Source organism: Streptomyces sp. NPDC035033, from assembly GCF_040636735.1.
GTDB lineage: Bacteria > Actinomycetota > Actinomycetes > Streptomycetales > Streptomycetaceae > Streptomyces.
Genome location: NZ_JBEZUZ010000055.1, coordinates 20,955 through 33,448 on the forward strand (window position 1 = coordinate 20,955; position 12,494 = coordinate 33,448).

Genomic DNA, 12,494 nt, shown 5'->3' on the forward strand with positions numbered 1-12,494 from the left:
CGGCTACAGGTCCAGGACGAGCTTCTTCCCGGCGCAGCGGGAGACGCAGATCAGCATCGAGCCGGCCCGCTCGGCCTCGGTGAGGAGCTCGTCCCGGTGGTCGACCTCGCCCTCCAGGACCGTCTGCACGCAGGTGCCGCAGAAGCCCTGCGTGCAGGAGTACATGAGGCCGGGCACCTCCTCCCGCACCGCCGCCAGCACCGACTGGCCGGCGGCGACGGCCACCGTCCGCCCCGAGCGCCGGAGTTCGACCTCGAAGGGGGTGCCCTCGGCCGGGGCGAGCGCCGAGAAGCGCTCCAGGCGCGGCGCCCGGCCCTCCGGCATCGCGGCGGTCACGGCGTCCATCAGCCCGTCGGGCCCGCAGCAGTAGACCTGCGTCTCGGCCGGTACGGAGGAGAGGAACGACAGGTCCGGGTACCCGGCCTCGTCCTCCGCGACCACCGTCACGCGGTCCCCGCCGAGCCGTACGAGCTCCGCCAGGTACGGCATGGTGGCGCGGGACCGGCCGCAGTAGACCAGCCGCCAGTCCGCGCCCGCCGCCTCCGCGGCCCGCACCATCGGCAGGACCGGGGTGACGCCGATGCCGCCGGCGACGAAGACGTACGCGGGGGCGGCGACGAGCGGGAAGCGGTTGCGGGGGCCCCGGATCTCGATCTCGACGCCCTCGTGGAGCTGTTCGTGCACCTCGCGGGAGCCGCCCCGGCCGCCCTGCTCCTCCCCGATGAGCCGGGTCGCGATCCGGTAGACGTCCGCCTGCGCCGGGTCGCCGCAGAGCGAGTACTGCCGGACCTGGCCCGAGGGCAGCACGAGGTCGAGGTGGGCGCCGGGCTCCCAGGCGGGCAGCCGCTCGCCCTCCAGGCGCAGTTCGACCACGCCCTCGGCGGGGACGGACCGGCCGGTGACGAGCACCCGGCGCGGGACGGTGGCCCCGCGCCCGTACCCGGAGACCGGGGTCTCCAGGGAGGGCATCGGCCAGAGCGGTGCACTTGTCATCCGGGCGCGGACCGCGCGGCGGACGAGCAGCGCGGCGCCCGCGACCAGGGCGACGGTGGTGAGGCGGGGCATCAGCGGCCTCCGTTGGCGCCGGGGGAGGAGGCGAGGTAGGCCACGGCCTGTGCGGTGTCGCCCTCCTGGGAGGGGTGGTAGGAGCGGCTCAGATAGCGGGGTATGGAGCGCAGCACGTCCGGGGTGGCCGGCAGCACGCCCTCGCGGCCCCTGCGGTAGAAGTCCGCCCAGGACGCCTTGGGGTCGAGCAGGCTCGGGTCGTTCTCCAGGAAGAAGCGGACCCCGCGCTGCCAGAGGAAGACCAGCGCGGCGAAGGCGAGCGCCCAGGTGCGGGCGCGGCGCCGGTAGCCGCCGTCGAGGTGCATGAAGAGCTCGAAGGCGACCGCCCGGTGCTCGACCTCCTCGGCGCCGTGCCAGCGCAGCAGGTCCATCATCATCGGGTCGGCGCCCCGCCGGTCCAGCTCCTCGGCGTTCAGCACCCAGTCGCCGAGGAAGGCGGTGTAGTGCTCGATCGCGGCGATCAGCGCGACCCGCTCCATGAGCCACCAGCGGCGGGGCCGGCCCGGCGGCAGCGTCCGGTCGCCGAGCAGCTTCTCGAAGAACCAGTCGACCTGCGCGGTGTACGGGGTCGGGTCGAGCCCCTGCCGGCGCAGGTGCGGCAGCACGTCGTCGTGCGCCTGCGAGTGCACGGCCTCCTGCCCGATGAAGCCGATGACGTCCTCGCGCAGCCGGTCGTCGGTGATGTACGGCAGCGCCTGCTGGTAGACGTGCACGAACCACCGCTCTCCGGCCGGGAGCAGCAGGTGCAGCACGTTGATCGTGTGCGTGGTGAAGGGGTCGCCGGGAACCCAGTGGAGCGGGGTCTCCTGCCAGTCGAAGGCGACCTTGCGGGCCTTGAGCTCGACGTGTTCCGACGCCACCGGTGCAGGCTGCGTATTAGACATGCCGTCAATGTACTGAGGAGTAAGCACGGTGGACAGAGCCGTGCACGGCCTTTTTCGGCCCGGCCGGACGGCCGCGCTCCGGGCCGGGCCGCCGGCGCCCTCGCCCCACCCGGCCCCCGGCGGGCCGGGTCAGCGCAGCGCGGGCATGCGGCGGCCGTCCTCCAGGGTGGCGCTCAGTTCGGCGCGGGCGCCCGCCTCCGCCGCCGCGGCGAGGACCGGGCCCTCCGCGCGGGCGGCCACCCCGCCCCGCACCTCCACGGAGGCCACGTCCGGGCCGCCCGCCGCCAGCACGTACCAGCCGCCGCCCGGCGCCTGCCACAGCGCCCCGGCCAGCACCCTCGGCTCCCGCGCCCCGCAGGCCGGGGAGTTCTCCGCGCGGGCCGCGAGCGCGGCCGGCGCCTTCCGGTCCGGCGGCAGGAACTGCGCGAGGACCCGGGTGCCGGTGCCCCGCCAGGTCTCCGTCCGGGTGCACACCCAGGCCGCCCGCCCCGCGCCCTCCGGCAGCGTCTGCCGGGCGAACCGCCAGGCCCGCACCGACCGCACGCCCTGCCCGAGGGACGCCGTCAGCCGGCACGCCGTCCGCGCCCAGACCGCCCGCGCCTCGCGGCCGGTCGCGTCCACGGGCGCGTCGGGGGGACCCCACAGCAGCAGGGCGGGCGCCAGCTCCCCGAGGTCGCCGAGCAGCCGGCTGCCGGAGCCGTCCTCCAGCTGGAGGGCGTTCCACCGCTCGCACCCCTTCGCGCGCGCCGGACTGGGCACGGCGTCGGTCACCCCGCGCGCGTCCCGCCCGAGCGCCCACGGCTCCTTGCCGGGCATCAGCAGGTCCCGCACGGAGGCGCCGGCCACCCACGGGGCGGTCAGATAGCGCACGTTGCCGTCCGACCGGGTCACGACGACGGCGGCGGCGCCGGGGCCCTCGGCGGCGTCGGTGCGGGCGAAGTCGAGGGCCGCGCCCGCGGTGCCCTCCACCGGCTCGGCGTACCGCACGATCCGCAGCCCGTCGTGGAAGAGCACCACCCGGGCCGCGTCCACCCGCCCCGCGAAGAGCAGTTGGGGCGGCCCCATCGGCGGCCCGACCGGGGTGCCCGGCGTCGCCGAGGACTCCACCGCGCCACCGGGCCGCGCCCACACGGCGAGCGCCCGCCGCAGCAGCGCCCGGTCCCCGGCGAGCTCCCCGCGCGCGGGCCACACCGAGAAGTCCCGGCGCACGGCCCCGGGCCACACGGCCGGGGTCACCCGCTTCACCTTCGCCGGGTCGAGCGCGGCCTCGGCGGCGGGGTTGCGGGCGTAACTGGGCGCAGCAGCACCGTTTCTGCCCCAGCCGTCCCCGGGCAGGCCGAGCAGCGCCCCGCACACCAGCAGCGCGGCCAGCCCGACGAGCGCGGCCCGCCCGTGCTGCCGCCGCCGCAGCAGGTCCCCCGGCCGCGCCTGCAGGGTGCAGGGGTCGAACTCCGCGGATTCGAGCAGCGAGGCCCCGCTGAGCCGGGGACCGGCGGGACCGCCGCCGCTTCCGCCGCGCGCCGCGTCGCCGTGGGGTCCGCGGTCGTCCGCGCCGTCATCGGGCGCGCCGCCGGCCGGCGCCTCGGTGCGTGCCTCCGGCGTACCGGCCCCGCCGGTGCTCCGGCTCCGGCCGGGCCCGGCCTGTTCCGTCACCCGCTCGGGGCGCTCGCCGGCGCGCGGGGGCCGGGGCGGCCCGGCGGGGGCCGGGGCCCCGTCCTCCGGAGCGCTCTCCGCCCCGTCCTCCAGGGCGGCCAGTTCGGCGAGGGCGGCCTCCGGGTCCCCGGCGCCCGCGGAGGCGAGGACCCGGAGGACCTCCGCGTCGCCCTGGCGCTCCAGGCCGCGCAGCACGTACGCCGCCCGTGCCGGGCCGGAGAGCCGGGAGAGGAGCTGGTCCAGGGCGAGTTCGTCCGCCCCGCCGGCCCGGGGGAACAGCCGCAGCCCCCACACCTGCGGCAGCAGCGGCGGCAGTTGGGCGCGGCGCGGCACCGCGAGCCGCCGCAGCGGCAGCCCGGCCACCAGGGCCTGCCGCAGCACCTCGCCCCGTACGTAGGCGTACCCCGGGTCCACCGCGTCCTCGGGCCGGCGGGGCTCCGGCACGGCCGGCCCCGGCACCCGCTTGCGGGGCAGCGCCCGCTGCACGAGCGCGTGGGCGGTCAGCACCCGCCGGTTGCGGCCCATCGTCGGCGGCAGGACCAGATAGGCGATGCGCACGAGGCGCGGATAGCGCTCGACGAGCGCGGCCTCGGCCTGCTCGACGTCGACGGGGCCCACGGGCGACGGGACGAGATCCTGGGTGCTCACGTTCAGCAGAACGAGCGATTCTTCCGATGGTCACCCCGGAGGGGACCGCGACGGGGACCCGGCGGGGCCCCCGGGGGACCCGTGGGGGATCCGTGGGGGAGATCCGTGCGGAGCGCCCCCCGGAGCCGCTCTCAGGCCGCGTACACCGTCAACCGCTCCCGGACCAGGTCGGCCAGCTCGTCGGGGACGCCGAGCCCGTCCCGTACGTACGCCTCCATCGAGCCGTGCCGCTCCGCCACCTCCTCCAGCGCCGCGTCCAGGTACTCGGGGAGCACCCCGATCATCGCGAGCACGAGGTCGGGGTCGCCGCCCTGGGTGACGAACCCCTCGATCATCGGCGCGAACGCCTGCCGGACCGCCGGGTTGACCGACAGGTACTCCTCCCGGACGGTCGCCTCGTCCGCGCCGAGCAGCGAGAGCACCACCGTCGCCGCCCAGCCGGTGCGGTCCTTCCCGGCCGTGCAGTGGAAGAGCAGCGGCCCCGCGCCGGGCGTGCCCAGCTCGGTGAGGAGGGCGCGGTAGGAGGCGCGGGCGGAGTCGCTGCCGACGAAGGCGCGGTAGGTGCGGCGCATCGCCTCCAGGATCCGGCCGCCGCCCAGGTGCCGCTCGGCGAGGGCCGGGTCGGTGAGGAGGGTCTTCAGCCGGGCGGCCGGCGGCAGCCCGCTCGTCGCCAGGTGGTCGGCGAGCACGTCCGCGACGAGCGCCCGTGCACCGTCCGGGAGCAGGTCGGGCCGGTCGGCCCGCTCGGCGGCGGTCCGCAGGTCGACGACGGTACGGATCTTCAGCCCGGACACCGCGGCCTCCTCCGGGTCCAGCCGGTCGAGCTGCGCCGACCGCAGCACCAGCCCGGCCCGCACGGAACGGCCGTCGCCCAGCGGGAGGCCGCCGAGGTCCCGGAGGTTGGCGACGGAGGTGGCGGGGATCGCGGGCATGGGGTCGGCTCCTCCCGTTGCGCGGTTCTCCCCCGACCGTATGCGCCCCCGCCCCGCTCGGCACCACGAGCCCGGGGCGACGCCCACGGGCCGGGGGAGAGGGGCGGGGGCCGCCCCGGGGTGCGGACCGGGGGCGCGGACCGGAGGAGAACCGCGCAACGGGGAAGCGGATCGGGGTGCGGGCCGAGGAGCGCGGGCCGGTGGCGCGGGCCGAAAGTAGTCCGTTCCGTACCACCGGGAGGCGGTCTGTCCCGCTCCGCCGGCGGGTGACAGCATGGCCCCGATGACGAGTCCCCGGTCGCCGCTGCGCGCCCTGCGAGCCGCCCTGTTCGCGGTCGTGTGCGTCGTACTGGCGGCGGTGGGGCATTCGTCCATGTCTGCGCACTCCCTCGACCCGCTCACCCTCCTCGTCGCCCTCGCCGCCACGGCCGGCGTCGCCTGGTGCGCGGCCGGCCGCCGACGCGGCCCCGTCGCCTGCGCGGGCGGCACCCTCGCCGCCCAGGGCGTCCTCCACCTGGCCTTCTCCCTGACCGGCGCCCACGCCCCGGCCGCCCCGGTCCACGCTTCCCACACGGCCCACACGGCCCACGGCGGTGCCGTCACCCACGCCCCCGCCGACGCCGCCCCCGACGGCCTCGCCGCCCTCCTCACCCCCGTCGCCGACGGCGGTCCCGGGATGCTCGCCGTCCACCTCCTGGCCGCGCTGGTCTGCGGGGTGTGGCTGGCGCGCGGCGAGGCCGCCTTCTTCGCGCTGGCCGAGGCCGCGCTCACCCCGCTCCGGCACCTCCTCGCCGTCCCGCTCGGCCCCGCCGCCGTCCCCGCCGACCCGCGCCGCCCGGTCCGGCGGCCCCGCCGGAACGCCCGGCGCCCGCACGTCGTCGTCCTCGCGCACGTCCTCTCCCGGCGCGGCCCGCCCCGGCCGCCCGTCCCCCGCGCCACGGTCCTCGGTCCGCTCGTCTGACGCCGGGGGCCGCTTCCCCCTGCCCGACGGCAGACCCTCACGAGACTCCGAGGACAGTCATGACCATCGACGATCCCGCACGCCCCGGCACCGCCGAGGCACCCGCACCGGCCACCGCGCCACCGGCCACCGCCCCGCACCGCCCCGGCGCCCGGAGCGCCCTGCGCCCCCTCCTCCTGCGGCTCCACTTCACCGCCGGCCTCCTCGTCGCCCCCTTCCTGCTCGTCGCCGCCCTCAGCGGCCTGCTCTACGCCCTCTCCTTCCAGGCCGAGAAGGTGGTGTACGCGCACGAGCTGGAGGTCCCGGCCGGCGACGCCGTCCTCCCGCTGGACCGCCAGACCGACGCCGCCCGCCGGGCGAACCCGGACGGCACCGTCACCGCCGTCTGGCCCGCCGCCGCACCGGGCACGACCACCCGCGTCCTGATGGCCGACCCCGACGCCCCCGAGGGCACCTCGCTCGCCGTCTTCGTCGACCCGTACACCGGTGACGTCCGCGGGCAGCTGCCCAGCTACGGCAGCAGCGGCGCCCTGCCGCTGCGCACCTGGATCGACGGCCTCCACCGCGACCTCCACCTCGGCGAACCGGGCCGGGTCTACAGCGAGCTCGCCGCGAGCTGGCTGTGGGTGCTGGTCCTCGGCGGCCTGGTCCTCTGGTTCGCCCGGCGCCGTACGAAGCGGCGGGCGCTCCTGCTCCCCGAGGGCGGCCCGAAGTCCCGCCGCCGCACCCTCTCCTGGCACGGCTCGGTCGGCCTCTGGGCGGCCCTCGGCCTGCTGCTGCTCTCCGCCACCGGCCTGACCTGGTCGCGGTACGCCGGCGAGAACATCGGCGCCCTCCAGGACGGCCTCGGCGGCGCCACCCCCACCCTGTCGGCCGGCATCGAGGGCGGCACCGGCGGCGCGGGCGGCGAGCACGCGGGCCACGGCCCCGGCCACCAGCCGGCCGACCCCGCCCCGGCGCCCACCGCCGACATCGGTCTCGACCGGGCCGTCGCCGCCGCCCGCGCCGCCGGGATCGACAGCCCCTCGATAGCCGTCACGCTGCCCGCCGAGGGCAGCGGTTACGTGGTGAAGGAGACCGACAAGCAGTTCCCGGTCGAGCTGGACTCGGTCGCCCTGGACCCGGCCGACGGCACCGTCCTCGACCGGCTCGACTTCGCCGCGTACCCGCTCCTCGCGAAGCTGACCCGGATCGGCATCGACGCCCACACCGGCGTCTTCCTGGGCCTGTTCAACCAGCTGGCGCTCGCGGCCCTCGCCCTCGCCCTGATCCTGATGATCCTCTGGGGCTACCGCATGTGGTGGCTGCGCCGCCCGCGCCGCCCGGTGGGCCGGGGCGCCTGGCGGAAGGTGCCGGTCACGCTGCTGCTGCCGCTCGCCGCGGCGGCCGCGCTCGTCGGCTGGTTCGTCCCGCTGCTCGGCATCGGCCTGCTGGTGCTGCTCGCCGCCGAGGCCCTCCTCGCCCTGGCCTCCAGGGCGAGGAGGAAGCGGACCGCCGCCTCCTAGACGCCGGTCAGGGCAGGTACTTGTAGCCGACCCGCCGCACGGTCCGGATCGTGTGGCGGTGCTCGGCGCCCAGCTTGCGGCGCAGCCGGGCCACGTGGACGTCCACGGTGCGCCCGTCGCCCACGTGCCCGTACCCCCACACCGTCCGCACCAGCTGGTCGCGGGTGTGGACCCGGTACGGATGGGCCACGAGGTGGGCCAGCAGCTCGAACTCCAGGTACGTCAGGTCGAGTTCCCGCCCGTCGACGGTGGCGATCCGCCGCTCGCCGTCGATGCCGACCGGCCCCGCGGCGGCCCCGGGCCCGGGCTCGGCCGCCGCGGGGACCGGCGGCTGCCGGTCGGCGGGGAGCAGCACCAGGTAGCCGACCATCGGCGGCCGGCCCGGCAGCGCGGGCAGGGCGTGCGGGGGAGCCGGCAGCAGCGTGGCGCCCGGCGGCAGGAGGTCGGCGACCTGGGCGAGCCCGGTCGCCTCGTCGGGCGCGACGGCGCGCAGACGGGGACGGGCGGCGGGGACGAACGGGGTGGCGGCCTGGGTGGGGGCCATGGGGCATCGGCTCTTTCGCGCGAAGGGACGGACGGGCGTCGAACGTCATGCGCGTCGGCCGGAGGCCGGGGGACCGGACACGTCTCCGGTCGGGGCTTTAGAGGGCCGACGCGTTCCTCACGCGCCGACAGCACCGGTCGAAGTCGTGGTGCTGGCGGGAAGGCCAGAAGGGCTCCAGGACGGGGCGACCCGTCGCGGTGTCCTTCGTCATGGCGGCCATATCCCTATTGAAGCAGAAGGGAATGGCTCCGAGCAGCCCCGGGGCGTCGATTCGCCCGCCGTCCGGCCCCATGGCGAAAAGGGCCCCATGGCGAAAAGGGGCGCCCACCGTACGGAACGGCGGGCGCCCCTCTCACGGGAGCCGGGGGGATCAGACCTGGCCGGCCTTCTCCAGGGCCTCGCAGCAGGTGTCCACCAGGAGGCGGGTCACCACGTACGGGTCGACGTTCGCGTTCGGACGCCGGTCCTCGATGTAGCCCTTCTGGTCCTGCTCGACCTGCCACGGGATGCGGACCGAGGCGCCGCGGTCGGAGACGCCGTAGGAGTACCGGTCCCACGGGGCGGTCTCGTGCAGACCGGTCAGGCGCTCGTCGATGCCGGCGCCGTAGTTCTTGACGTGGTCGAGCGGCTTCGAGCCCTCGCCCAGCGACTCGCAGGCGGTGATGATGGCGTCGTAGCCCTCGCGCATCGCCTTGGTGGAGAAGTTGGTGTGCGCGCCGGCGCCGTTCCAGTCGCCCTTCACCGGCTTCGGGTCCAGCGTCGCGGCGACGTTGAAGTCCTCGGCCGTGCGGTAGAGCAGCCAGCGGGCGATCCACAGCTGGTCGGAGACCTCCAGCGGGGCCAGCGGGCCGACCTGGAACTCCCACTGGCCGGGCATGACCTCGGCGTTGATGCCGGAGATCCCCAGACCCGCCTTGAGGCAGTTCTCCAGGTGCGCCTCGACGATCGGACGGCCGTGGATCTCGTCCACGCCGACGCCGCAGTAGTAACCGCCCTGCGGGGCCGGGAAGCCGTTGACCGGGAAGCCCAGCGGACGGGTGCCCTCGAAGAAGGTGTACTCCTGCTCGATGCCGAAGATCGGCTCCTGGGAGGCGTACTTGGCGGCGACCTCGGCCAGCGCGGCGCGGGTGTTGGACGCGTGCGGCGTCATGTCCGTGTTGAGGACCTCGCACAGCACCAGGACGTCGTTGCCGCCGCGGATCGGGTCCGGGCAGGAGAAGACCGGCTTGAGGACGCGGTCCGAGGCGTGGCCCTCGGCCTGGTTGGTGCTGGAGCCGTCGAAGCCCCAGATCGGCAGCTCCGCCAGCGGCAGCCCCTCGCCCGCGATGATCTTCGTCTTCGAGCGAAGCTTCGCGGTCGGCTCGGTGCCGTCGATCCAGATGTACTCAGCCTTGAAGGTCACGGGGGTCATCCTTAGGGCGTGGCGTGCTGCTGCGGGGATCCGCGGCGGCTCGCGGCGCTGCGAGAAGCTGCGGGGCGGCGTCGGACGCCCGACCGGTGTCCCGGCCCGCCGTCGTGAGCGCCTTTCGTGTGACCGCAGCTTCGCAACACGGGATTTCCCTTCGGTTGCCCGTTTGTGAACCCCGTGTTACTCAGCCTTCCCCGGCGGCCCGCGCCGCCCGTGCGAGCCCGTTCGCGTCGAGCAGCGGGCCGAAACCCGCCGCCGTGATCCGCCGGACCAGCTCCTCGGGGGAGACCCCCAGCTCCTCGGCCGTCCGCCCGAGGTGCCAGTCGTGGGCGGCGAGCCTGCGCAGCAGGTACCCCCGCCTGACCTGCGCGTCCGAGAGCCGGAAGGTCTTCAGGTAGGCCGTCCGCCCCTTGTGGTCGGCGATCAGCTCGCCGATGTGCTGCTCCCGGCCGTCCCGCGCGAACGGCGGCAGGAACCGGTACAGCGCGAACGACCCCATCCGGTGGACCCGCTCGAAGGCGTACGGCGTCTCCAGGAGGTCCCGCGCCATCAGCCCGTCGTGCGCCCGGGCCCAGCGCCGCTCCTGCTCCCGCGCCGCCGCCCGCAGGTCCGCGAGGCCCCGGATCCCGCCGGCGCCGTCCCGGATCCGGGCCGTGAACTCGGGCACCGGGCCGCCGTAGTGCGCGTACTGGTGGACCAGCTCCCCGTACAGGTCCTCCACCAGCGTCGGGTGCAGCAGCCGGTAGTCCTCCGGGTGCGGCACCACGAAGGCCCCGGCCAGCGCGTCCGCCGCGTACACCATCACCCCGCACTGGCCCGGGTGCAGCTCGAAGACCCGCAGCGCCTCCGCGAGCCCCGGCACGTCCCACCCGTCGTACGCCGCCTCCGCGCGCGGCGACAGCCCGCGCCGCAGCGCCTGCCGCGACCACTCCTCCCACAGCACGGACGGCCCGCCGAAGTGCAGCGCCAGATATCCGTCCAGGGCGAGGTGGAGCGGGAGGAACCGCAGCCGCCGCTCGCCGCGCCGCCGCTTGGCGAGCCGGTGGTGCGGGGCGCGGACGGGCACGGCGGCCGGCGGTCCGTCGCCGAGCCGCGTCCCGTACGCCGCCTCCTCCCGGTCCGTCCCCGACCAGTCCGCGACGAAGCCGTGCGGCACGTACGAGGTGTAGACGGTGCCGTCGCCGACGTCGACCCGGCCGTCGGACCGGTCGTACACCTCCCGGTGCAGCCGCAGCCCCTCGACCGGCTCGGCCCGCACCAGCGGGACGAGCCGGATCCCGCCCCACACCTGCGCGGGCCGGGTGTCGAGCCCGGTCGGATCGATCCGCGTCACGCGCCCGCCCCCTTCTCGTGCTCCGCGAGGAAGTCCGCCACCCGCCGGTCCAGATAGGCGCGCAGCTCGGTCAGCCCGGTCCGGCCCTCGGCGAACCGCGCGATCTCCACCAGGGCCGGCAGGTCCTCCGCGTCCCGGATGCCGACCGTCGGTACCGAGGGGCCCAGCCGGCGCACGTCGAACCCCCCGGCGTCGTATACGGGGTTGACGTGGACCGCGGCCGTCCGCCGCTCCGGGTCGAGCCGCGAGCGCCACACCCGCAGCACCTCGCCCGCCAGCCCCGGCGGGGCGTTGTCCCAGCCGTCCGAGACGACCACGAGCCGCTCCGGCCCGCCGTCGAGCGCGTCGAGGATCCGCAGCCCCAGCGGGGTGGGCCCGTACGGCCGGACGAGCAGCGGATCCGTACCGCCCGAGGTCCACAGCCCGGTGTACGCCCCCGGGGCCGCCAGCGCCTCCAGGAGGAAGTGGCCGCCGAGCGCCACCGCCAGCGGCCGACGCCGCTTCACCGCGGACCCCGACGAGGAGAAGCTGTCGTCGAGGACGGCCGCGACCCGCCCCCAGCTCCCCGCGTACGGCCCGGCCGCGCGCCGGGCCGCCGCCCGCAGCGCCCCGGTGAGCTCCTCCCGCCGCTCCGCCCGCTCCGCGAGCGGCAGGGAGAGCACGTAGAGCGCCGTCCTCGTCAGCGGCATCACGGTCAGGTCGACGGCCCGGCCGGAGGCCCGCCGGGTCCGCAGCCGCTCCAGCCGGGTCATCCGGGGCGCGATCCGCTCCAGGAACACCTCCCGGTCCACGCCGTGCCGCGCCGCGAACCCCTCGGCGACGCTGAACGGCAGCCGGTAGAGCGCCTCCTCCTCGTACCCGGCCCGCCGGTACGCCTCCAGCAGCGGGTGCGCGTACCGGACCCGGCGCCCCGGCGCGAAGAGGAAGTCGCCGGTCTCGGCGTCGGCGGCCGGCACGTGCGCGTGCCGCAGCGCGGACTTCACCCCGGCCCGGTACTTCACGGCGTCCAGGGCCGGGTCGGGCCGGGCGGCCAGCCACTCGCGCACGATCGCGCGGGTGCGCCGGTTGTTCACGCCGGCGGCGCGCAGTGCGCGGAAGAGCCGGTAGACCCGCTGCGGCGCCATCCGCGCCAGCCGGGCCGCGATCAGCCGCCCCTCCCCCTCCCCGGCCTCGCCCGGGGTCCGCAGCAGCTGCTCGGCGACGAGGGCGGCGTTGTGGTCGTTGATGTCGAGCGCGAGGCAGGCCGCGTACAGGGGACGGTAGTTGACCCGGACGTACTCGTGGAGGAAGGCGAGCGACAGCCGCTGCTCCTCGGCCGAGGAACGGAACTCCCGCTGCCCGGTGGCGGTCACGGCCGCGTTGACGAAGAGCAGCACGTCCTCGGCGGCGACCAGCTCGGACACGGCGTCCCCCTTCTCGCGCGTCGGCGTGCCGGCCGGGGAGAGGGGGCGCGAACAGCGAATACGTTGCTTCAGGCAGGTTCCGGAAGTCGCGCCGAAGTCCCGCGGCCGGCACCGGGGCACGTTAACACCGGCCCGGGGGAGCGGTGCCACCGGATATC

At 76.4% G+C, this 12,494-nt stretch carries 10 protein-coding genes; 2 read left to right on the plus strand and 8 right to left on the minus strand.

What is annotated here, in order from left to right; translation table 11 throughout:
• Positions 1-3: 3 nt before the first annotated feature.
• The 4 genes from AB0E83_RS21995 to AB0E83_RS22010 form a co-directional block, all read right to left on the minus strand.
• Positions 4-1,065: a PDR/VanB family oxidoreductase gene (locus tag AB0E83_RS21995; RefSeq protein WP_362114296.1), complete on the minus strand. Its 1,062-nt coding sequence runs from the start codon at positions 1,063-1,065 to the stop codon at positions 4-6.
• Complete coding sequence (locus AB0E83_RS22000; protein WP_362114299.1) at positions 1,065-1,949, minus strand: metal-dependent hydrolase; 885 nt, start codon at positions 1,947-1,949, stop codon at positions 1,065-1,067. Before AB0E83_RS22000 ends, AB0E83_RS21995 begins: the two co-directional genes overlap by 1 nt.
• A gap of 129 nt (positions 1,950-2,078) precedes the next feature.
• Positions 2,079-4,250, minus strand: coding sequence for a hypothetical protein (locus AB0E83_RS22005; protein ID WP_362114302.1), 2,172 nt, complete (start codon positions 4,248-4,250; stop codon positions 2,079-2,081).
• Positions 4,251-4,381: 131 nt separating this feature from the next.
• A complete protein-coding gene (locus AB0E83_RS22010; RefSeq protein ID WP_362114305.1) occupies positions 4,382-5,182 on the minus strand; it encodes a tyrosine-protein phosphatase in 801 nt (266 codons plus the stop codon).
• 283 nt (positions 5,183-5,465) lie between these two features.
• On the opposite strand from AB0E83_RS22010, the gene AB0E83_RS22015 reads away from it, so the two are divergent.
• Both AB0E83_RS22015 and AB0E83_RS22020 read left to right on the plus strand, forming a co-directional pair.
• A complete protein-coding gene (locus AB0E83_RS22015; RefSeq protein ID WP_362114308.1) occupies positions 5,466-6,143 on the plus strand; it encodes a hypothetical protein in 678 nt (225 codons plus the stop codon).
• A gap of 59 nt (positions 6,144-6,202) precedes the next feature.
• Positions 6,203-7,648 carry a PepSY domain-containing protein gene (locus AB0E83_RS22020; RefSeq protein ID WP_362114311.1) on the plus strand — a complete coding sequence of 482 codons (1,446 nt, stop codon included), beginning with the start codon at positions 6,203-6,205 and terminating at the stop codon, positions 7,646-7,648.
• A 7-nt stretch (positions 7,649-7,655) separates the two neighbouring features.
• On the opposite strand, the gene AB0E83_RS22025 is transcribed toward AB0E83_RS22020, so the two are convergent.
• The 4 genes from AB0E83_RS22025 to AB0E83_RS22040 all read right to left on the minus strand — a co-directional run bounded on the left by AB0E83_RS22025 (position 7,656) and on the right by AB0E83_RS22040 (position 12,336).
• Positions 7,656-8,192, minus strand: a complete 537-nt coding sequence (locus AB0E83_RS22025) for a winged helix-turn-helix domain-containing protein (RefSeq protein WP_362114314.1) — start codon at positions 8,190-8,192, stop codon at positions 7,656-7,658.
• A 370-nt stretch (positions 8,193-8,562) separates the two neighbouring features.
• Positions 8,563-9,594 carry a glutamine synthetase gene (gene glnII / locus AB0E83_RS22030; RefSeq protein WP_362114317.1) on the minus strand — a complete coding sequence of 344 codons (1,032 nt, stop codon included), beginning with the start codon at positions 9,592-9,594 and terminating at the stop codon, positions 8,563-8,565.
• Between the two features lie 190 nt (positions 9,595-9,784).
• A complete protein-coding gene (locus AB0E83_RS22035) occupies positions 9,785-10,933 on the minus strand; it encodes a hypothetical protein (RefSeq protein WP_362114320.1) in 1,149 nt (382 codons plus the stop codon).
• Positions 10,930-12,336, minus strand: coding sequence for a hypothetical protein (locus AB0E83_RS22040; protein WP_362114323.1), 1,407 nt, complete (start codon positions 12,334-12,336; stop codon positions 10,930-10,932). The genes AB0E83_RS22035 and AB0E83_RS22040 overlap by 4 nt, the downstream gene beginning before the upstream one ends.
• Positions 12,337-12,494: the final 158 nt, after the last annotated feature.

Coding starts and splice junctions, on each gene's coding strand:
- AB0E83_RS21995 (WP_362114296.1), bottom strand. CDS start 1,065: ATGCCCCGCCTCACCACCGTCGCCCTGGTCGCGGGCGCCGCGCTGCTC.
- AB0E83_RS22000 (WP_362114299.1), bottom strand. CDS start 1,949: ATGTCTAATACGCAGCCTGCACCGGTGGCGTCGGAACACGTCGAGCTC.
- AB0E83_RS22010 (WP_362114305.1), bottom strand. CDS start 5,182: ATGCCCGCGATCCCCGCCACCTCCGTCGCCAACCTCCGGGACCTCGGC.
- AB0E83_RS22015 (WP_362114308.1), top strand. CDS start 5,466: ATGACGAGTCCCCGGTCGCCGCTGCGCGCCCTGCGAGCCGCCCTGTTC.
- AB0E83_RS22020 (WP_362114311.1), top strand. CDS start 6,203: ATGACCATCGACGATCCCGCACGCCCCGGCACCGCCGAGGCACCCGCA.
- AB0E83_RS22025 (WP_362114314.1), bottom strand. CDS start 8,192: ATGGCCCCCACCCAGGCCGCCACCCCGTTCGTCCCCGCCGCCCGTCCC.